This is a genomic window from Enterococcus sp. XAF26B05_ASV22, assembly GCF_056727285.1.
In genome coordinates this window covers 604,755-625,313 of record NZ_CM161538.1, presented here as the reverse complement: position 1 = coordinate 625,313, position 20,559 = coordinate 604,755, and the positions used below count along the sequence as shown (strand labels likewise).

Below are 20,559 nucleotides of genomic sequence, written 5' to 3'. Positions count from 1 at the left end.
CGTTACTTTTTTAGATAGTACTTGTTGGTTCAAAATAGATCGAGTGATAATGACCTCCCAAAGCCAATAACTCTTGATGCGTTCCTTCTTCTACGATTCTTCCTTGATCCATTACCAAAATCCTGTCGAAATGTTTGATTGTATTCAAACGATGGGCCACGACAATACACGTAAAATCATAGGTCTTCAAACGGTTCATAATAAAGTTTTCTGAAATATTGTCTAATGAACTAGTTGGTTCATCCATCAGCAATAAACTAGTTTCTTTTACTAATGCACGCGCAATAGAAATGCGCTGCATTTGACCACCGGATAAATTCATCCCGCCTTCTGAAATTTGTGTTTCCAGTCCCAACGGTAAATTCATGATAATTTCATCAACTCTTGAATCAAAAATGGCTTGTTCTACTCGTTCTCTCTTTGCTTCTTCCTGATTCAACACGATATTCTCATATAGAGAAGCATTAAAAATCGTCGGTTTTTGATTCACAATACTAATACAGTTTTTTAAGGACACATCGTCAACCTGTTTTAGATCGATATCATTGAATTTGATTTGTCCTGAAGAGGTATCATATAAGCCAGCCAATAGTTTTAATAATGTGCTTTTCCCTGAACCACTTTTACCAACGATGGCAACTTTATCTCCTTGTTTAATTTGGAAGGAAACAGAATGTAGGATGTCTTCTTCAAAATAACTATATTTAAACGAAACATCTTCAACGACCACTGAATCGATGGTATTGATTGTTTTCCCGTCAATCGCGAGACGAGGATTATCAGATGCTTCTAAGATTTCATTTAATTTACCGAAGTAAGAACGCAAAAGTAAGAACTCCGTATACGAATCAAACACTGTAACGATTGGCGTAATAAATGCTCCTGATAATGCATTAAAACTGATTAGCTCTCCTAGTGTCACTTGACCTTTTGTGACTTGGAACAAGCCCACGTAAATCATGATGATCGGCAAAATAAATTGGATTGATGTTTGGATCGTTCTGACCCACGTAGAAAAGCGATTTTTCTCTGCTCGCAACATAATTTGATTTTTAAATTCATTACGCCATTTTGCATAGAATTGGTTTTCAGATCCTGAAGACTTTACGGTCTCCATTCCTTCGAATAATTCTACTAAAATCCGCTGTACTTTAGATTGAGCAATCAATTCTTTATTGGTAATACTTTGGACCCGTTTGGAATTGACAACTGAAATAGCTCCCATTACAAAGGCTCCAAAAATAGCGATCAAAGTCAAATTCAACGATAACTTGGCCATCAAAATCAAATAGACAAATACAAATAGAAAATCAACTGAAATCGTCAGCATCCGTTGACTCATAATTTGTTGAATGACCACACTAAGATTACCACGAAAAATCAAATCACCCGTTGAACGATTGACAAAGAAGCGTAAGGGTAAATGAATGATTTTTTTCATAAAGGCTTTCATCAACGTTAAATCAAATAAATTTTCTAATACGATCAAAACAAGTCCTCTAGAGACCTGAAGCAAATAATACGCAATAAAAAGAATCACGATTGTTGAACCGATTTGAAAGAAATTAGAGACTGCAACAGTTGAATTGTCGATGATTGTTTGGGTTAATCTTGGAATTGCGATCGTCACCATTTGAATCAAAAGCGTTAGAGCGATAAATAGCGCTACTTTCGCTTTTTGATCACTTAAAATGTCTTTTAGAACGGTCCATGTAGCATTTTTTTGTTTCTTTCGTTGTGCAATTGTAACGTCGACCCCAGTTAGTATCAAGGCAATATTAGAGAAACTAGCTTGAAATTCAGAGCGTTTGATTTTTTTTCGTCCACTTGCTGGATCAAGAATTGTTGCTTCTTTTGCAGTTAGTTTTTCTAATACAACATAATGACGTTCTTCCCAAAAACAAATTGTAGGAGCTGATTGTTCTTCCAAAATATCGAAATCTAGCACTCGAATTGCTTTTGTTTCGATCCCTCTATCCATTAAAATCTGATTTAAATTGGTCAGCGTATTACCGCCTTTTGGCACGCCATAAACGTCTCGAAGATGGCTTAGCGTTACATTATCATCATAATAGTTCAAGACCATCGCTGTACAAGCCAATCCACATTCACTATGTTCGCTTTGTTCAGTAAATGGTATTTTTTTCGTCAATATGCTCCCCCCTTATTTCTTTGGTAGTTCTAACGTTAATATATTCGCGGTCTGCTCATCAGCGTGCATTCGTAAAAGTTGATGACCAATACCTGATAATCCTGTAAATAAGCCATATTTTGGAATCGTCGGTAAGCCTTCAAAGGTATAGTGCTCCTCACGGATTTTCTGATTTACTTTTTGTACTTTTTCTTGAATCTGTTCCTTTTGTTTTTTTGTCGCTAGTGATGTTTTGCTGTAGTTCATCAAAAATTCTAGATCCCCAAAGTTTCCGTGACATAAACAGTCGTCTTTTTTCTCTTGTTCGATCAATCGTTGTGCTGCAATTTGAATTTCCTCTGCTAAGCGAGAATCTTCAAAACCACTAGTAAACAACTCTAAGTATGCTAAGCCGATCCCAGTAGAACCATAACACCACAAGTCGTTGACCACTGGCGGGTTTGGTCGAAAATCCAGCCAGCCCTTTTGAACAGTATCAAACGTCGTTCTTTCTTTGATTAGACAAGTTCTAATCACCCGCTCGATTTCAGGGGTTTCTTCTATTTGTGCTAAACTATTTGCTGCATGAATCACTCCTGAATACCCATGGGCAAAACCGCCTTGCGTGATTTTGGTAAGATCTAAATCCAAAAGCAATCGTTTCGCAAATGTAAAATAGCTTTCTTTATTTGTTAGTTGGTACAAATGAACAAAAATTTTAATAATTGAGGCTGTACCGCCGTTCCAATCATATCCCTCAATGTTTGCTTTATCATACTGTTCCATATATTTCATAGTTATTGATTCTGCTGTTTTTAATAATTTAGGATCATGATTGTATTTATAGGTGTACAGCAACGGGTAAACGGCTCGAAAGAACCGTAAAAAGCCGAAATACTTTCAATATACTCTTCATCCAGTTTTATCACTAAGGCTTCCGCCAACTCGTATGGTTTTTGGAATCGTTTATCCTGTGTGACATGATATAGTTCACTAAAATACAGATACATTCCTGTGATACCGTTATAAAAATTCTCATTCATGACATCAACCACATAATTATCCGGTGATGTTTCTTCGATATCTTTCCAAGCGATTGAATCTTCACCTAAAAATACAGCTTCAAGAATCACTTCTCCTACAGCTGTCGCACCCTCTAAAAAACTTGCTTGTCTGATCTGTCCTTTCAGTGGAACTGCTTTTTCCTGTAAGTCCTTGGCATGATACAATCCAAATGATGTTTTCAAGTAATCTAACTGCTGTTTTTCTTCTTCTTCTGAATAATTTTTCAACCGTAACACTTCAAGATCAATAGCGTTGCCTTGGTACATATCCGTGATAATCTCGCCTTGGCTTGCCATTAGATCTTTTGAACTTGTTGGGTTAAAGAAAATCGGTACATCATGCTGCAACATATCCCTTACTTCATAAGGTACAGGTTTTGAGTTGGAGTAGCCATGCATCCATAGATTTTCAAACAGTTTCTCTCGTTCAATATAATCGACCATACAAGTTGGATGAGTAGAATAATCCAACAAATCACCATAACTCTGCGTGGTTTTGATCACATTACGAACGAAACAATCCGAAAAGGTCTTTTCCGCTAAGAACGCTAATGTGTCTTTATTTTTCATAGCAAATGCTGAGAATTCTTTAAATCCAGCAATGATTGTGTCGATATACGGAACAAAATCAACTTTTTCACCTTTGAATAAAGGAATATTTTCAGCCCCATCCGTAATATGTTCTTGATACTTGAATTGCATATTGACTGAATCAAAATCAACCAATTTCAATACTTTATATGGTAATTTCTGCTCGCCGCCACTTAATGCACTAAGTTGAACCCCAATGCTTGCGCCTTCGACATCTGCTTCAGCTCGTTCTTCAAATAAATAGATAGGAACGAGACCGCTCATGACGACTGACTTAACATTTTCCTGCATTACCTTAACGAGTGCATTTTCGCTATTTGGCATAGGAAAATGATTTTGAATAATTGTTTCAAGGTCGATCAACACAGGATATTTACCAAAAGCCAGCACATTTTCTAAGTGAAAATCGTTTCCATTTAGTAAGTAAACCAACGCAATAGTTTGTCCAAATTGACGGTAATAATGCGTAATATCTTCAAAAGATAAACATTCAGAATGAATCAAACACTCTTCAAATGTATACTGTTCCTTCACTATTTTAGTGGTTAAATAAAAATCAAATTCTGGTGCCATTTTATTGATTTCTTGAACAAAACGATCAAAGCGTTGCCCGATCATTAAATTTTTGGGTTTAAAAACAACCTCTATTTCATGATGGAACGTTAGAATTGCAACTGATTTTCCTTGATCATGAGAATCACCAGCGCCCATTTTTAAGCCTGTAAGAGAAATCGGTTTTTCGACCTGAAACACTTGGTTCAGCTCTGTTTCACTTTCAGCAAGTGCGCTCATCAATTCCCGGAAATTAGTCAGTTGAAAGTCGATTGTTTCTGCGTAAAGTCTTGTCAGAACTGGATACTGATCAAAAAATGAAATCAGTTTTTCCTTTTTATCAAAGCGTGCAATCAAGTACCGTTGGAACCCTTCTTTTTCATCCATTGATGTTAAAACAGACATTTTCTCTTTTTCCACATGTAAATCATAGACAAAAGTCCGTAAACCAATGTCCATAAAGCGATTGATTATTTCCCCTATATAGTCTGCCATTGCTGTTACTTGAACTTGAATACTGGGGAAGTCCGCTGCTATTCCTTGGATTTGTTTTTTCAAATAATCAATATGCAGTCGCAAAGCATACGTAAAGTTCGCCTTGTTTTCGTCTAAGACATCTTCAACTAAGCGATCCTCTTGTTCTAAAATAAGGGTTGTCGTTTTCACCCACGATTCATTTTCAATCGCATCCGAAATATATTCTTTTTCTGCCGATGTTAGCTCTTTTACAGCCAAATCAAATTCTTCTTCCGTTAATGCTAGAGAGTCTAAAATCTCCTTAAAGCGTTCATCTGTCACAGTCGTTGGACGTTTACGCCATTTTTTATAATTTTCACGTTTTTCTCCAGAATAAGTCGTATGATGGTTTAAATAATAGTCACTTAAAAGATCATAGCGTTGCCGGATCGATGTTGCTTTTGCCAAATTTTTAAGACTCATGCTAAACTCCTTTTTTTGCTTTTATTTATGTAAAATTCCTTAGATTAAAAACAAGTGCTAGACGAGTTCCCCACTAAAAGGATCTCGTCTAGCAATCAACTTATTTTAATACCAGCCGCAACATCTTGAAGAGTAACAGTTATAGCTACATCCTGCAGAGTAACAGTTACTTGATGAAGATGATGATGAGGAAGATGATGACCAGCCCCAACCATTATTCCATCCATTGCCGTAACCGTAGCCGTAGCTCCCTTGCACTTTATTCATTTCTTCGGGCGTTAATTCTTCAAAAGATTTCCCAACTTTTTGTTCAGCTTGTTTATTCATAATTCTTGTTCCTCCTAAATATCTTTTGGATAATAAAGTGTGCACCTTTATTATCATTTATTTAAAATAGATTGTTGTTTAGACAATCTATCTTAAAACACTTTTTTATCTGTGGTTCTTGTTTAAATCGTCAATCGAACGATTGTGAATTTGCTTGCTTCTATCTTAAAGCTTTTTGCTTTAGAAGCATTTGAATAGCCTTTTACAACAGGCTCTATTTCGTATTCACCTGGTGGCAAGTAAGTACTGATTTGTCCAAATTTATTGGTTAAAACAGTTGTTTCGTATGCGGAACCTTTCGTACATCTGATATTATATTCCAAGCCATTTAGTACTGTTCTTGTATTGTTACTTGAAACATATACTAAGGCACGACCTAGTATTACTTTAGGTTTATTGTAGAAAATAGCTTCTGCAATTTCCCCTGTGATAATTGATTTAGTTTGAGTCGCTGTATCAATTTCATAGCCATCTGGGGCTTTTGTTTCAGTGATCGATACTTCTCCAACCGGTAGATCTGGGAAGAAAAGTTCTCCTTGGGCATCCGTTGTTCCTTTGTGAACATTTCCAGCTGAATCGGTTACTTCAAACTCAGCATTTGGCAAGACAATATCGGTTTCGAAGCCATCATCATCTATGGCAAATTTTGTGATTTTCAATCCACCTAAATTCTCCATTTTCTCATTCGCATGTCTTACTTCAGTTATTTTTCCTGATTCAACTATCACTTCATAAAAAACTGAATTTTCTTCATAACCTGGTGGTGCTTCAACTTCAATGACATAATACTTACCTGGTTCTAGATCATTTAATAAAATTTCACCATTAGCATCTGTCGTTTGTGTGCTTACAAGTTGAGTGTCATTATCATAGACTTCAAAAACTGCACCTTGTAGATAAACGATTGGGTCAGAGTCTTTTACATACTTAATAATTTTCAAGATACCTGTCTCTGGTAGTTTTTCTTTCTTATTGATTACTTCAACAGATAGTGTACCGTCTGGATCATTTTTAGCAATTGTAATTGTTTTTGGTGTCGTATCTAATTCATAGCCTTCCGGTGCTTTTGTTTCGATTAGGTTATAGTCACCGTATGGCAAGTCATTTAAATGACCTACTCCATTGGCATCTGTGGTAATAGTGCCAACGAGTTCATCTTTGTCGTTGTAAACTTCAAACTCTGCTCCCTCTAGAAGTGTGCCTTCTTCATCTTTTTTCACTACTTCTAGATTTCCAGTTGTTGTTTCTTTTTTATTCTCTACAATCACACTGACTACTCCATTTGGATCGTCTTTAGCGACTGTGATTGTTTTTGGTGTTTCGTCTAATTCATAGCCTGCTGGCGCCTTTGTTTCGATTAGCGTATAGGTTCCGAATGGTAAGTCTTTTAACTGACCAACGCCATTCACATCTGTTGTAATGTTGCCGATCACTTTATCGTTCTCATCACGAACTTCAAATTCTGCTCCAGCTAATAGCTTGCCACTCTCATCTTTTTTAATAACTTCAAGGGTTCCAGTTGATACTATTTTTTTATTTGAAATCGTAATGCTTGCTACTCCTCCTGGCGACGATGCAGAAAGCGTAACGTATTTAGGGGTTGCATCTAGTTCATAACCGTTTGGTGCTTGAACTTCGATTAATTTATACGTTCCAAACGCTAGATTACCTAGAGAAACTTCTCCATTAGCACCTGTCGGAACTCGTCCCATATATTGATTATCTGGGTTATAAATATCAAAAATAGCTCCAGCTAAAGTTTGGTTGTTTTCACCGGTTTTAATAATTTTGATACTGCCCTTTTTTACTATTTTTCTATTTGGGATTGTAATACTCGCTACTCCCCCAGGTGATGATGCAGAGATCGTAACATATTTAGGTGTTGCATCTAATTCATAACCATTTGGTGCTTGAACTTCAATTAATTTATACGTTCCAAATGCTAAATTCCCTACTGAAACTTCTCCGTTAGCACCTGTCGCAACTCGTCCCATATATTGATTGTTTGAATTATAGATATCAAAAACAGCTCCAGCTAATGCTTGATTATTTTCACCGGTTTTAATAATTTTAATACTGCTCTTGCTTACTATTTTTTTATTGGAAATCGTAATACTTGCTACTCCTCCTGGGAGCGATGGAGAGATCGTAACATATTTAGGGGTAGTATCCAGCTCGTAGCCATTTGGCGCTTGAACTTCGATCAATTTATACGTCCCGAAAGGTAGATTTCCTAGTCCCGCAACGCCATTGGCACCTGTCGTGATTCGACCCAAGTATTGGTTATTTCCATTATAGATATCAAAAGTGGCTCCAGGTAAAACTTGATTGTTTTCACCAACTTTAATAACTTTAAGGCCGCCTACTGGATTTTGTATAGGTCTATTACTTTTAGTTATACAAACAAGTTGGCCTCCTCTAAGAATAGTAAAACTTTGCATACTTGGTTCTAGCTGATACCCATTGGGTGCTCTTGATTCCCGAATAGTGTAGTAGCCGATCGGTAATGATCTTGTTTCTGCGATCCCATTGTAGTTTGTTTGAATGTCTTGGAGCGCACGCCCCCAGCGGTCATAAATCGTAAATTGTGCACCTGATAATCTTGCATTTGTACGTTCGTCATATTTAATTACTTGAACGCCCCCACATGATGGTGGAGCAAAATAGCGTTGTGTTGCACTCTTAGGTGTCACAAGTGGATTCTGTAATTGATTATTTGCTAATGTCGTTCCCAGCTGATTATTCGCACTTGCTCCAGTCGACCAAGACGAAGTATTCTGAACGGCTTCAGCCTGTTTTCCTCCAAACGCTCCTAAAGCCAATAAAACTAAAACGAAAGAAAATAATAAATAGCGGATTTTCTGTTTCATGTAAAATGCTCTCCTAACAATTGTTATTTTTAACTCTATAACGCTCTTTTAATATGTAATAAACCAAATAAATGATTTGGTCACCGCGCTCACCCCCTCTCTAATTCAAATAAAAACTATAAACATTTTATTATTTAATACTTTTGTTATAATAACATAAGCGTCACAAATTTTTTCACTAAGCAAAGTATTTTATACCCAAAGGAGTAGAAAGCCGTTTTGAAAGATTATGGAACATTATTGAAGAAAATCAGACAAGAAAAAGGACTTAGTCAAAAAGATATCTATGAAGGCATTATGACCAGGCAAACCTATTATTTAATTGAGGCAAATTCTAATATGCCATCGTTTGATAAATTTCTAATCATACTAGAAAAACTTTTTATTTCTGTTGATGAATTTTTGTGTTTACTTGATCCTGAAGCCTTTCCGACTGAGAATCATTTGTACTATCAATTAAGCCAAGCCGTTTTTAAACAGGATATGAAAAGAATCTCTTTGCTTGTAGAAGACTCCCAACAACTGTATACCTCAACAAATAACAAAAAATATCTCCATTTAAATTTAGTGGCTCAAGCAATGACCTATTTAAACTCTGAACCAACAAATCCAGACACTCTTGCTTGTTTAAACGAGTTAATGTTACCCATCAAACAATACTTAATTGGCATCGACAAATGGTATCTCTATGAATTGAGATTGTTAAATAATTCCTTATACTGTTTTGAACTTTCTGAAGCAATTGCTTTAGGAACTCTCGTCGGGAAAAAAATGGACGTGCTAAAGGACCTAGAACAATATCAAGAAATTAAATTAAGACTCTATCTAAATCTTTCTTGCTTATGCTTAAATCACCAAGATTATGACAATACCCTGCTTTTTTCGGCTTTAGCTAAAGAAAATGCTCAAAGCGATTACCGATTATTTGAAACCATCATTGCAAGCTTGAATTCTGAAATTGCTCAAACAGCTAAACAACAGCAAACAGAAAACCCGAAAATCACTCACTATCTTTCTATCTTAGAAACCTTGGATCAGTCCGCCACAGCACATGGCTATAAACAAATTCTCAAAACAAATGGTATCTCCTGAAGACTATTTATTTTGAGAAAGATTATGAACCAAACTTGTTTACTTTATAGTCCCAGCTATATGGTCTAGGGGAACTAACGGGTTCTCCATCATTATCTTTACCTAAATCTGGCGTAATAAACATCGTTACCCAATACTCATTATCTTGTTGATAATCTAAAACTGCTTCATTATTTTTGATCAAAGCAGAAGTGTTACTCGAAAGGTGTGTTACGTTTAAATCTACATTTGTCGTGGTTGCAATATAGCCGAAAAATGTATAATATTCTGGAACAAAATCCTTGATTTTAAGTTTCTCTTGTTGTTTTTCTAACGTAAATTCATACTTTGCAAAGAGTTCTTGAGATACCTCAACTGCTGAATCCTTTATTGTGCTTTCAGAAATCAAATTCATATTTTGCACTGTTTCATCGATCCTAGAATGATAATAGCCTTTCGATGGTATGACTAATTCTGAATTAGGATTAAGAACAGTTTGTCGAATATTCAAAACAACTGTTTTTCTTTTTGGCATGTTCTTATTCGTCACAATTATTTGTTGATGTTCATAGGTCTCCACTGGAGATGTGAAGTTGAAACTACTTTTTATGCCCGTGTTTGTTACGCCGTTTATATCGATCGTTGTTTCATACTCTTGATTCACTTGTAAGATTTCTTCTACAGTGTAGTTTTGATCTGCTTTCCACGGATGAACCATTTTTTTTACTTCATTTGAATAAAGAGAAAAGCGATCATTTGTTGTATATTGATCTTTACCATAGCTAAAATCAAACGTCTCAGTTTGATCATCCATCTCCTCGTCTTTTTCATTGAGTAATTTTTTTTGTAAACTGACAATGATTGGTTTGACTTTAGGAACGATGAATTCCTCTGCTGGTTGCATAACATCGTTGTAGTCCTTGTAGACAAGCGTTGTTCTGCCATTGGTTTTGGCTAATCCATTTTTGTCGATAATGTTTGGCTTTAAAACATTATCATCCGCATTAACACGGTACTTGATTTCAGCAAACATAACATCTTCATCCGGTTCTAGTGAGACGGGCGTTTTAAGTGCCCCTACATTCCAATTGATTGTCGGTCGACCAGTTACCTCCTTGACCTCTGTCGTTCCTTGAGTAGATTGGACGGACCCAACCATTTCAAACCCAACGCCCATTGGATCGACAACAAATCCTGATTTGATTGCCCCAACAATTTCCCCAGCAATGCCGCCAAGAATATCTTCTAAATTATCTGCTGTTGCAGCAAAGCTTTTATCCTCAGAAGACGCAATTTCTTTCAACGTTTTATTCCCTGTAACAATCCCATCATCTGAAGAGTTTAAATCCATATCCACTCCAATCGTATAAAAATCCGTTACTAGATTCTCTCCATTCGATCGTTTCTCGTTTTTTGTAATTGCCGCTTCTGCTATTGCGCTGTGGGCATGGTTAGACATTAAGCGATTTTTTGAATTAGGTGGCATTTGTTCATAATCTGGTGGAAGTCCACTATAACGATACGTTCCTTCTGCACCATTTCCAGTCGGCTTGTTGTAATTAAACTTCCCTTTAGGAATGGTTTTAACCGTTTCATAATAATTGTATCCATTTTTAACAGTATATTTTTGCATGCCGAACAGTCGGTTATACGGTTCGGTTGGCGGATAACTAAAGGTTGGGACACCATCCGATATCAAAACGATATTCCGTTTCTCTCCTGATGCATTCATTATTACTTCCGTGGCTGATTTTATCGCTGCTTGGGTAAACGTTCCACCTTCTGGTTTTAACGATTTGATTGTATCTAACAGTGCGTTCTTATGCATTGAATCAGCAAATTGACCACTCCACTCTCCTTCGTTAAAGGTATACTTTGTGACTTCTGTCCCATAGGTGATCAGCGAGATTCTATTAGCGTAATCTTTCCGTAAAATCATATTTACAAATTTTTCAGCGGCTGTCTTTGCTTTAGTCATACGATCGTAGTCTTTCATGCTTCCTGATGTATCGATAATCAATACAATATCTGTCGGAGGCGGGGGAAATTGATTACGTCCTTCAATTCGAAGTGTGATATCCCATTGGTTGACCATTCCAGTTACAGGTTCAGCTGTTTTGCTTATTTTAATTTGACCTGACCCCAACTCTGTTTTTTTAGCTGCTTTAATTGGGGCATTCGTATACGACAAGGAGGATTGTGCCATATAAACAGTAGCAATTAAGCAAAAAATCAGCATAAGCCATTTAATTATCGTCATTTGTCCTTTTGTCCTTTTTTTCAAAATGGCACCCACTTTCCTGTCTTTTGACTTTTTAAAGCGACTCATTAATGGTTTGTTTTTTTAGTTGCTTATCTATTTCTAAACTGGGATTGCCTCTTGGTATTTCCCCACCCCACCAAGCATCTCGATAAGCATATTTTGTTGTACTGATTCCTTCTACTTTAACTTCGAATGATAATAAGACATCTATATAGTCTTCCGTGATAGTTGCTTGGTTCATTTTGACTTTGGTAAATAGGTTCGTTGTACGTTCATCCTTGATTAACTTCTTTTTATAATAAAAATAGCCATCTTCACCATCTATCCAGTCATTTAAATTATAATCAATACTTAAAATTGGAGTGGGGCCATCAATCGTTACAGGTAATAATGTGGTTGACCCATTTGGCTGTTTTTTAGAGAGTATCGGCAATGACAAAACACGAATAAAACTTTCCTGATCACCTGTATTTTTTATGGTTACTTTTTTTAAATACTCTTTTTCAGGTTCGAATGTCTTCGGTGGCTCAAATTCTTCTTCTATTGAGGTTTGAAAATCACCGATTCTAAATTCGTTTCGCTTTTGGTCACTATCTGTTAAAGCTGCATACGTTTGATAAAGTCCAAAGGAAAGGCTGACAAGCACCACTAAGAATCCTGTAAATAAAAAGAGCTGTTTAACGGTGAGATACTTTTTTGTTGTCTGTTTTTTTTTCACGCTCTATCCACTCCTTTTAGTCACTTAAACGATCATGATACATGTTGTATAGCTCGCCAGAGTTACCGATATTCCACGTACTTAAAAGTCCTTTTGTCTCATCGTGTGCATCCATTACTGGGTTTAATTGATAAAGAGCAGCTTTAAATTTGTTGGGTGCATTCGGACTTAAACGAACATTTTTCATTACCGCTGCGCTTATTTCACCAGGCTGAAGTAACTCAGAGTAGTAAAAGTACCCGTCTTTATATAACCAATAGTCTTTAGTTCCAGTTGGAGGAGCTGAATGATGAACATTATCTGGAAAGCCCAATTGAAACCAACGTAGGTCTGTTTGATCTCTGCCACTATCTTTGAATCGATACATTTCAGTACCCGTACGAGGGTTCGGAGTGATTGCTTTTGCGGCAATCACATTTTTTCCTTCGTGTGCATAGGTTCCTCCAGCTTTAGCTGCTGGCTGCCAAGTTTCTGTGTTTTTTTGATTGACGGTCGGTGCTATCTCGTTAGGAGAAGTGGCTAAATTTCCATTACCTGTTTGATCTGCAGTATCTATCTTGAATGTTAATAAGTACTCGTATAAACTGATTCGAACAAAGGTAGGAATGTTTCCTGTATTTTTGACTTGGATGATTTTTTTTGTTGTTAGACCTGGTTGCCATTCAAATTCAGGTACAAATTCCTCTACGATTTCGGCTGATAATCTTGTTCCGACAAAATGATTGACCTCACTGTCTTCTGAAACAAACCAAGCGTATGTACTTCCTAGAACCATCAAACCAGAAAAAAGGAAAGTACAGGCTGTAATGATCATTTTCGTGTTGATTTTCGTTTGTTTCATTTTTCTTCTTTTAATCGAACTTTTTTTCTTCTTTTTCACACTGTACCGCCTCCCATCATTTGATCGTTCTAAAAAATCCAATTGCTATTTATGAAGTTTCTTTTCTTGTTTTTTATGCTTGATGATCAATAATGAAATTAATATCAAAAATAAGCCTATACATGAAAAAATTAATGCGTTGCGCCATTCTTCCCCAGTATGTGGTAGTTTTAATTTACTTAAGATATTTTCGATAAACGGTTTTTCTGGATCATCTGGGTCTTTTGTTTCAGGCAATGTCGTTTTAATAGCGTTAAAATACCAAATGTTTTCTACAACATTCTTTTCGAAGAAGTCTCTATTGGTATATTCTTTCCCATCTAATTCAAAGTATGCTTCTAGCATTTTGGTATCACCGCTTTTAAATGTACCTAGATTTAATGGCGTTGACTTGTCTTGTAGATTTAAGGATTTGTTTACGCCAGATAACGGACCTTTATAGACTTCTTTTCGCTCGTAGATCAATGTCATCTGAATCGCTTTCGATAAATCTAATGAACCTTCGACTATTGTCGGCTTACTTATGTGCATGGTTAAATGATAGGGGATATCTTTTTCCATATTGATGATTGTGATTTTTGTAAACCATTTTTTCCCCGGCGCAACATCCCGAATATCCACGAGATATTGACCATCATTCTTTATTTTGATGCCTTGATCATCACCAGCCACTATTCCAGGAGGAAGATTGGACTCAGAATTTACTTCAATTGGGTTTAAAGCAAGTGATAAACTAATTAGTAAATATAAGCCTACCACTAGCCATCTTGCTTCTTTGAATGTTCTTTCCATCCTTTTCCCCCCTCAAATAGATAGCTATTTTTCAATTATTTAGCTGGTACTAGTTCTTTTAATGCTTTAGCTAACGCATCGTTGACACCAGGTTTCAACCAATCATCAACCGCATCTTTATACGCTGCGATTCCTTGGCCTTTAATAACTAAGTCATAACTTAATTTACTGTATTCATTTCCTGCGGTACCTAATAATTTAACTGCATCCATCAATTGTGTTGTGTTTGCACCTGATTCTAGGACGCTTGTATAGTAGAAATACCCATCAGCTGCATTGAAATACCATTTATCCGCAACTGTTGGATCTGTTGTGATGTTGTTAAACGAAATTTGAATATTGCCATCGCCTGTTGCTGCTGGTGTATTCCAAATCAATGTACCATCTGGCGTGAATGTTGGTGCATAGACAGGATTTGTCCAATCTTTTATTTCACCAGGCTCATTGTATTCGAAGGATACATAGTTTAGTGATGGTGTTCCTGATTTTACGCTGATTTGATTTGCTTCATTACGAGCAAACCCATCAATTCCGCTGGCATAGTATAAAACACCATCTTTTTCAAAAGTGTAACGATACGTATAGGTTGTTTGTGTCCCAACTGTTTCAGCTTTTTCTTTGACTTTCAGTGTGTAAGTTCCTGCAAAGTCACCTTCTGCTACAGTGATTTTTGGTGCACCCTTGCTGTCAAAAGTAGAATCTTTGAATTCATCCGAAGCAGCTGTTCCTGGTAATACATAAACATCTTTAGTTTCTTTCCCTTCAAGCTCAGCTCCTGTTGTTGGTTTCGGTTTATGATCTTTCAAAAGTTTTAGTGTTTCTTTTAAAGAAACACGCGTCAATGTTTTGTATTTACCGATATTTTGAATCGCTACATCTTTATTTACTTCTGAACCTGGTTCCCATTCGGTTGGCGGCTCAAATGTTTCCACCACTTCTATGTCTTTTCCCGTCGCAACTTGCCCCTCAAAGTGGTTGGTTTTTTCGTCTTCGCTGGCAAACCATGCAAATGTTGCCGCAGCTAGTGCTGCAAGTGCAAAGGCGCTTGCCAACGCAAGGACTTTTTTCTTTCTGTTTTTATTCATTTCTATTGTTCCTCCCCAAAATTTTTATTATTAACTTTTTAACAACGATGAAGGAATCTCTCCTTCACTCCTTATTAAAAAGTAAATATCTTTATTTGTTTAAAATGTAGTACCTGATAATCGTGATAAAGCCAAAAACTGAGATTAAAAAGATAATCGAAATCAGTGCATTTTCACGTACAAAACTAAGAATTGCGCCTATTTTAGGAATAACTAGAACTTTTTTTCCGACGACTTGTTGTTCACTGACAGGTACATCTTCCGCTAAGTTGGCATCTCCTTGCGTGATATAATAGGTACCTTTTGTGTCCCCTAAATGATCCATCTTTTCTTTCACTCTATGGGTCAAAAAGGACTGGCTTTTGATACTTGGTCGAAAGGTAATAATATCTCCCACTTCAGCCTCATTCCCAGCAATATTTTTTATAATGATCACATCTCCGGAATGAAAGCCTCCTTTTTGTTTTTTAGGATCTCTCGGTACCATTGAATCGGTTAGTACCCCTAGGAGTCGATGACCCAACACACTCTTATCTGAATTTTTAGTCGTTGCAAAAATAGTTGATCCGATAACCATGAACAAAATAAAACCATAAAAAATAGCATTAAATAATAGGGTATAAACAGTTTTTTGGGGTTTATGATGGGCGACGATTTTTTTTCTTTTAGAAATAGGCGCCTGCTTGTTTTTCTTTTTTCTAACTTGTGGTTTCCTATCTTCCAGTTTGTCCGTTGCTTTTGAACGACTAGGTCTTTTTTTTCCAGTTACTGCTTGTTTTGCTGTTGATTGTGGCGTTCTTTTTCTTTTAGTCGATTGTTGTTTCTTGTTTCGCTCTTCCGCCATTTTTTTCTAAACCCTCACTTTGCCTCGAACTTCAAAAAACAATGCCTCCTCACGTTAACAACAAAAAATCAACTAATACAAGCTCAACAAAAAGGATTCTCACTAATGATTAGCTGTCATTTGGAGAGTCCAAAAAACTAATGATATTAAGAAAATCAACTAAAACGCAAAAAGGAAATACGCTTGAATGGCTAAATCCCTTCATAACGTATTTCCGGACTGTTTCCTCTAAAAAAAATCACAAGCGTTTCGGCTCTATAAAAATCATTAGTTTATTATAGAGGAAACTCAATGTCAATAGTATTTGAAAAATATCTTTTACTCTTTGTATCATTGATTAAATAGGCGGTGATTATAGTGTTTTAGTAATGTTCCTTCAGCTTTTTCCAACGTTCAATGATTAAATTTTTTTCTAGCTACAATCAAACTATCAAAAATTTAGAGGTGTTTATCAATGGCAGTGATCGGCTATATGCGTGTTAGTACGCATCAGCAAAAATTTGATTCTCAGCAAAAAGCGCTTGAACGTTATGGGGTAGATATTATTTACAAAGAACGTGAAAGTGGTCGAAAGACATCTAGAAATGAGTTAAACAAAGTATTGTCTAGTCTAAAATCAGGTGACACACTAGTTATTTTTAAGCTGGATCGATTATCGAGAGGAACGAAACAATTACTGAATTTATTAGAAGAATTTGATCGAAGAAATATTCACTTTGTCAGTATTCAAAATAATATTGATACTACAACAGCTATGGGGCGCTTTTTCTTTACTGTTATGGGGGCTTTTGCTGAAATGGAGGCTGAATTGATTCGTGAGCGAGTCATTGCTGGTCTTGATGCAGCCAGACAAAATGGCAAAAAATTAGGACGTCCCCCCCGAACAAAAGAGGTAAATGAAGCATTGAAACTATATACTAATTCAACTTTGTCTGTTCCTGAAATCGCTCAAAAATGTAATGTCTCAATACCAACGGTGTATAACCATATAAAAAAACAAAATTTAATCAGAAAAGTACACTAATGTAGAATGACCGCATAGCTAAACAGCTATGGGAAAACTAAGAAAGAATGAGGCTAGAACAGAAGCTTATTTCCGAAGAGATTACTTCTGCTCCCACCATTTATTCGCATTTAGGGTGTGAAACAAAAGTGATGTTTACTTTTGTCCCACACCCATTCCTTTTTTATAATGATTTACGTTTTCTCATCTAATGTTTAATTCATCAGCCGATCAATTTCAAGCCAATAACAGATGCTAAAATGATCCCAATGAAGACAATTCTACGCCAATCTTTTGATTCCCCGTAAAAAAGCATTCCTAAAATAGCGCCTCCCGCTGCACCGATCCCCGTCCAAATAGCATATGAAACCCCCATTGGCAAACGCTTCATAGCTAAGTAAAGAAAGATAAAACTACAGCCAAAAGTAAAGAATAAAAGGAATAAAGATGTTTTATTTTTGTTTAGATTAAAGCGGTTGATCGACCCAACGCCAAGCATTTCAAAAATTCCTGCCATCATTAAAAACACCCAACTCATTTTTGATCCACTCCTTTCTCTCCTGTTACAACTTTCAAGCCCATTACACCAATGAGCAGTACTACAATCAGCAAAATTTTAGATAGCTTAAATTCTTCACCAAAAAAGAGGATTCCTGTGAGTACTGTACCTGCTGTGCCTAACCCCACAAATACCGCATATGCCGTTCCAACAGGCAACGTTTCTCCTGCTTTTATCAACGCGTAAAAACTAATAAAAATAAAGACCACCGTCAATACTATTTCCCACCATGTATGACTATGTTTCATTCCAATGACCCATAATACTTCAAAAAAAGCACCAATCATTAATTTTAACCAATCTTTGTTCATATAAAAACCTCCTTATTTTATCTGGAACAACGTCCCGCTTTAGTTCACCTTGTGTCATACAACACAGGCTATTTCTTAAATAGTTCAAAAGAGAAAATAAAAAAGGTGTCAATCAACAATTCCATCTACGGCCTAAGAATTGTTGATCCACACTTTGACTGATAATCAGCCGGCGCTAATTATCAAAAGTTAGTTGATTTAGTTGTATTCATTCTCTTAAAACTGTTTCTCATTTTACGCCATAATAAACGAATTGGCAATAGCCCCGTTCTTTGTTATTTGTTAAATAAAATTTAATAAGTTAGAAAAACTATATAACACGCTATTTTACTTTATTAAGCATATAAATTGTCTAACAAAGCTATCATTTTTACCGATATATATTCTAATTGATGTCCTCATACCTTTACCTTCTTAGATAGGAAGTCTCATTCGATCAGATAATTCAGAAAATTTTTATCTGATGATTTTGTAAATCTAATCAACATATGATACACTTATCTTATCAAAAAAAGATTCCTAGTGAATCAGTCAACGTTGATATTACTTACTTTAGGCGGTAGTAATGTCAGCGTTTTTCTTTGCCTATACAAATTATAACACACTAAAATCTTTTTGAAAATATCAGCGTACTTAGCGTAATAAAAAAAATCTCACCCTATTTAAGGTGAGATTTTTCATTAAAAGTAGGCTCTATCACTCTCTTTTTATGCTAAAGCTCCCATTGGATCCCATGGGGCTAAGACAGTTGGCTCTTGTTTCCATATTTCCTGTAACTCCGGTGATAAGAATTCTTTACGAACAACGATTTGATAGGTGTATTCGTCCATCCAAGCGTCACTCATTACAAAGAACCCTTTGTCTCCGACTTTTTCACCCCAGCTATTCTCTACTTTCCATTTAGTAGAAGTGCCTTCGACCAAATCTACACCTGTTAAAACCATCGCATGAGTCATCAAACTTTCACCAAAGTCTAAACGTTCAGCTTTCGTCATCGTGAAATCAATATCGAATAAATCATTCATATCATAAGCATCTAACGACATAATTCCACTATCTCTTGTGGAAGACTGACCCACATCACAACCAAACCAAACAGATTCGCCTTGTTCTAACTGCGCAACTGCTAATTTCTTGAATGTTGTCATATCCACATTGATGTATTTCACTTCTTTGCCACCTACAACATTTCCTAACATTTCGACAGTATACGTTTGGTTGTATGGTTTATCAGCTGTTGGGGCATTGATCACACTTACATAGTCATCAAGATTCACACCCACATATTTTTCATAGAACGATTGCGGTGTTAACTGTTGATCCAAATGATATTTTTTCTCTTCGTCACGGTACTCAAAATCAAATGTATCTGGCGGTGTACCTAATGAAATCGCTAAAAAGTTATACACTTCTGCCAGCATTTCCTCTTTGGCTGTTTGAACGTCTCCCACTGTTTTCCCACTAGCGATTAACGCACGCAAAATCGTTGCATCTTTTCTTAATTTTTTATTTAAGTAATTGTTTAAGTCACGTGAATTTGAGCTATTACTACTTTCAGGCATGCCTGTTTTTGGCACAACCCCATATTTTTGGAAAAGAGAAACGATCATATCCCATTGTCCACCATCTTGTTGAGGTGTTGCTAATAGGAAAGCAACTTTACGGCTATCTAATGCTTGATCTGCTGTTGCAATAATATTTTCATAGAAGTAATTGGACTTTTCATATTTATCCCAGAAAAATGTATAGTTTTGAGAAAGTTCAAAATCTTTTAAATTAAAGCTGTTGATCATTTTATGTCTAAATGTATTCAACGCTGCAAACATCCAACAACGTCCGCTTTGTTTTTGATTGGCTACTTTTCCAGTTGCAAGATCTACTGAAAAGACGGGCACATTATTGACTTCAGCGATCTGATTTTGTGCGGAAGCCGAAATACCATTTTTAACTACTCCACGCTGTAGGGCATTTTGCTTATTATTTTCCACAAATGTATCGTGAAATTTTTGTGTTACTGTAGGGTCGATTACTGACATTTTGATTCATCCTTTCACTCATCGTATTTCTTTTTCATTATATGCCTCAATTTTCAAACTCACAAGTTTTTAATAAAATAAAATTGCTTTTTTGCATCACTTGTATTATCATATGTAATACAAAGAAGTAAAAGAGGTGACTATATGTTATTAGAAATAGATACTCAAAGCCAAACGCCGATTTATCAACAGATTTGTAATCAACTTATCCTTGGGATTGCAACGCATAAACTGCAGCCAGGCGAGCTCCTTCCCTCCGTTCGGCAAATGGCGGATGAAATCGGCGTAAATATGATGACTGTTTCAAAAGCCTACTCTCTATTGAAACATGATGGCTACATTTTAACAGATCGTAGAAATGGTACCAAGGTTGCTGAAAAGCAAGTACTCGATTCTTCCTTTCAGGAACGATTTATAAAAGATTTGGAATTATTACTAGCTGTAGCTTCTATTCATAAACTTTCAGAAAGTACCGTACAAGAAGAAGTCAAACGGATGTATCAAAAATTTGAACAGTAAAAGG

At 36.1% G+C, this 20,559-nt stretch carries 17 protein-coding genes; 3 read left to right on the top strand and 14 right to left on the bottom strand.

The window, feature by feature from the left end:
- Positions 1 to 10: 10 nt before the first annotated feature.
- The 5 genes from AC1PU0_RS03110 to AC1PU0_RS03090 all read right to left on the bottom strand — a co-directional run bounded on the left by AC1PU0_RS03110 (position 11) and on the right by AC1PU0_RS03090 (position 8,474).
- Positions 11 to 2,152 (bottom strand): peptidase domain-containing ABC transporter, encoded by a 2,142-nt coding sequence (locus AC1PU0_RS03110; protein WP_479998686.1) that lies wholly within the window; start codon positions 2,150 to 2,152, stop codon positions 11 to 13.
- Between the two features lie 12 nt (positions 2,153 to 2,164).
- Complete coding sequence (locus tag AC1PU0_RS03105; RefSeq protein WP_479998685.1) at positions 2,165 to 2,989, bottom strand: lanthionine synthetase LanC family protein; 825 nt, start codon at positions 2,987 to 2,989, stop codon at positions 2,165 to 2,167.
- The gene (lanM, locus tag AC1PU0_RS03100) at positions 2,947 to 5,277 is read right to left on the bottom strand and encodes a type 2 lanthipeptide synthetase LanM (protein WP_479998684.1); all 2,331 of its coding nucleotides are present in this window, start codon (positions 5,275 to 5,277) and stop codon (positions 2,947 to 2,949) included. The genes AC1PU0_RS03105 and lanM overlap by 43 nt, the downstream gene beginning before the upstream one ends.
- 105 nt (positions 5,278 to 5,382) lie before the next feature.
- The gene (locus tag AC1PU0_RS03095; protein ID WP_206849165.1) at positions 5,383 to 5,604 is read right to left on the bottom strand and encodes a mersacidin family lantibiotic; all 222 of its coding nucleotides are present in this window, start codon (positions 5,602 to 5,604) and stop codon (positions 5,383 to 5,385) included.
- A 122-nt stretch (positions 5,605 to 5,726) separates the two neighbouring features.
- Positions 5,727 to 8,474, bottom strand: coding sequence for a SpaA isopeptide-forming pilin-related protein (locus tag AC1PU0_RS03090; protein WP_479998683.1), 2,748 nt, complete (start codon positions 8,472 to 8,474; stop codon positions 5,727 to 5,729).
- A gap of 219 nt (positions 8,475 to 8,693) precedes the next feature.
- On the opposite strand from AC1PU0_RS03090, the gene AC1PU0_RS03085 reads away from it, so the two are divergent.
- Positions 8,694 to 9,566, top strand: a complete 873-nt coding sequence (locus tag AC1PU0_RS03085) for a helix-turn-helix domain-containing protein (RefSeq protein ID WP_206849168.1) — start codon at positions 8,694 to 8,696, stop codon at positions 9,564 to 9,566.
- 22 nt (positions 9,567 to 9,588) lie between these two features.
- On the opposite strand, the gene AC1PU0_RS03080 is transcribed toward AC1PU0_RS03085, so the two are convergent.
- The 6 genes from AC1PU0_RS03080 to AC1PU0_RS03055 all read right to left on the bottom strand — a co-directional run bounded on the left by AC1PU0_RS03080 (position 9,589) and on the right by AC1PU0_RS03055 (position 16,127).
- Positions 9,589 to 11,829 (bottom strand): vWA domain-containing protein, encoded by a 2,241-nt coding sequence (locus tag AC1PU0_RS03080; protein WP_479998682.1) that lies wholly within the window; start codon positions 11,827 to 11,829, stop codon positions 9,589 to 9,591.
- 31 nt (positions 11,830 to 11,860) lie between these two features.
- Positions 11,861 to 12,526, bottom strand: a complete 666-nt coding sequence (locus tag AC1PU0_RS03075; protein ID WP_479998681.1) for a hypothetical protein — start codon at positions 12,524 to 12,526, stop codon at positions 11,861 to 11,863.
- 16 nt (positions 12,527 to 12,542) lie between these two features.
- Positions 12,543 to 13,406 (bottom strand): BsaA family SipW-dependent biofilm matrix protein, encoded by an 864-nt coding sequence (locus tag AC1PU0_RS03070; protein WP_206849171.1) that lies wholly within the window; start codon positions 13,404 to 13,406, stop codon positions 12,543 to 12,545.
- A gap of 45 nt (positions 13,407 to 13,451) precedes the next feature.
- Positions 13,452 to 14,198 (bottom strand): hypothetical protein, encoded by a 747-nt coding sequence (locus AC1PU0_RS03065; RefSeq protein ID WP_479998680.1) that lies wholly within the window; start codon positions 14,196 to 14,198, stop codon positions 13,452 to 13,454.
- Positions 14,199 to 14,233: 35 nt separating this feature from the next.
- Positions 14,234 to 15,283, bottom strand: coding sequence for a BsaA family SipW-dependent biofilm matrix protein (locus AC1PU0_RS03060; protein ID WP_206849173.1), 1,050 nt, complete (start codon positions 15,281 to 15,283; stop codon positions 14,234 to 14,236).
- A gap of 91 nt (positions 15,284 to 15,374) precedes the next feature.
- On the bottom strand, positions 15,375 to 16,127 hold the full coding sequence (locus AC1PU0_RS03055; RefSeq protein WP_479998679.1) for a signal peptidase I: 753 nt from the start codon (positions 16,125 to 16,127) through the stop codon (positions 15,375 to 15,377).
- A gap of 454 nt (positions 16,128 to 16,581) precedes the next feature.
- On the opposite strand from AC1PU0_RS03055, the gene AC1PU0_RS03050 reads away from it, so the two are divergent.
- Positions 16,582 to 17,151: a recombinase family protein gene (locus AC1PU0_RS03050; protein ID WP_479998678.1), complete on the top strand. Its 570-nt coding sequence runs from the start codon at positions 16,582 to 16,584 to the stop codon at positions 17,149 to 17,151.
- A gap of 202 nt (positions 17,152 to 17,353) precedes the next feature.
- Here the strand turns inward: AC1PU0_RS03050 and AC1PU0_RS03045 are convergent, their stop codons facing one another.
- The 3 genes from AC1PU0_RS03045 to AC1PU0_RS03035 all read right to left on the bottom strand — a co-directional run bounded on the left by AC1PU0_RS03045 (position 17,354) and on the right by AC1PU0_RS03035 (position 20,036).
- Positions 17,354 to 17,668 (bottom strand): DMT family transporter, encoded by a 315-nt coding sequence (locus tag AC1PU0_RS03045; protein WP_111246873.1) that lies wholly within the window; start codon positions 17,666 to 17,668, stop codon positions 17,354 to 17,356.
- Positions 17,665 to 18,000, bottom strand: coding sequence for a DMT family transporter (locus AC1PU0_RS03040; RefSeq protein WP_069653950.1), 336 nt, complete (start codon positions 17,998 to 18,000; stop codon positions 17,665 to 17,667). Before AC1PU0_RS03040 ends, AC1PU0_RS03045 begins: the two co-directional genes overlap by 4 nt.
- Positions 18,001 to 18,707: 707 nt before the next feature.
- On the bottom strand, positions 18,708 to 20,036 hold the full coding sequence (locus AC1PU0_RS03035; protein ID WP_206849178.1) for a C1 family peptidase: 1,329 nt from the start codon (positions 20,034 to 20,036) through the stop codon (positions 18,708 to 18,710).
- A gap of 144 nt (positions 20,037 to 20,180) precedes the next feature.
- On the opposite strand from AC1PU0_RS03035, the gene AC1PU0_RS03030 reads away from it, so the two are divergent.
- Complete coding sequence (locus AC1PU0_RS03030) at positions 20,181 to 20,555, top strand: GntR family transcriptional regulator (RefSeq protein WP_069653952.1); 375 nt, start codon at positions 20,181 to 20,183, stop codon at positions 20,553 to 20,555.
- The last annotated feature ends 4 nt before the right edge of the window (positions 20,556 to 20,559 follow it).

Excerpts from the sequence above, each read along its gene's own strand:
- AC1PU0_RS03030 (WP_069653952.1), top strand. The coding sequence starts at position 20,181 with ATGTTATTAGAAATAGATACTCAAAGCCAAACGCCGATTTATCAACAG.
- AC1PU0_RS03045 (WP_111246873.1), bottom strand. The coding sequence starts at position 17,668 with ATGAGTTGGGTGTTTTTAATGATGGCAGGAATTTTTGAAATGCTTGGC.
- AC1PU0_RS03090 (WP_479998683.1), bottom strand. The coding sequence starts at position 8,474 with ATGAAACAGAAAATCCGCTATTTATTATTTTCTTTCGTTTTAGTTTTA.
- AC1PU0_RS03055 (WP_479998679.1), bottom strand. The coding sequence starts at position 16,127 with ATGGCGGAAGAGCGAAACAAGAAACAACAATCGACTAAAAGAAAAAGA.
- AC1PU0_RS03050 (WP_479998678.1), top strand. The coding sequence starts at position 16,582 with ATGGCAGTGATCGGCTATATGCGTGTTAGTACGCATCAGCAAAAATTT.
- AC1PU0_RS03060 (WP_206849173.1), bottom strand. The coding sequence starts at position 15,283 with ATGAATAAAAACAGAAAGAAAAAAGTCCTTGCGTTGGCAAGCGCCTTT.
- AC1PU0_RS03035 (WP_206849178.1), bottom strand. The coding sequence starts at position 20,036 with ATGTCAGTAATCGACCCTACAGTAACACAAAAATTTCACGATACATTT.
- AC1PU0_RS03065 (WP_479998680.1), bottom strand. The coding sequence starts at position 14,198 with ATGGAAAGAACATTCAAAGAAGCAAGATGGCTAGTGGTAGGCTTATAT.
- lanM (WP_479998684.1), bottom strand. The coding sequence starts at position 5,277 with ATGAGTCTTAAAAATTTGGCAAAAGCAACATCGATCCGGCAACGCTAT.
- AC1PU0_RS03040 (WP_069653950.1), bottom strand. The coding sequence starts at position 18,000 with ATGAACAAAGATTGGTTAAAATTAATGATTGGTGCTTTTTTTGAAGTA.
- AC1PU0_RS03095 (WP_206849165.1), bottom strand. The coding sequence starts at position 5,604 with ATGAATAAACAAGCTGAACAAAAAGTTGGGAAATCTTTTGAAGAATTA.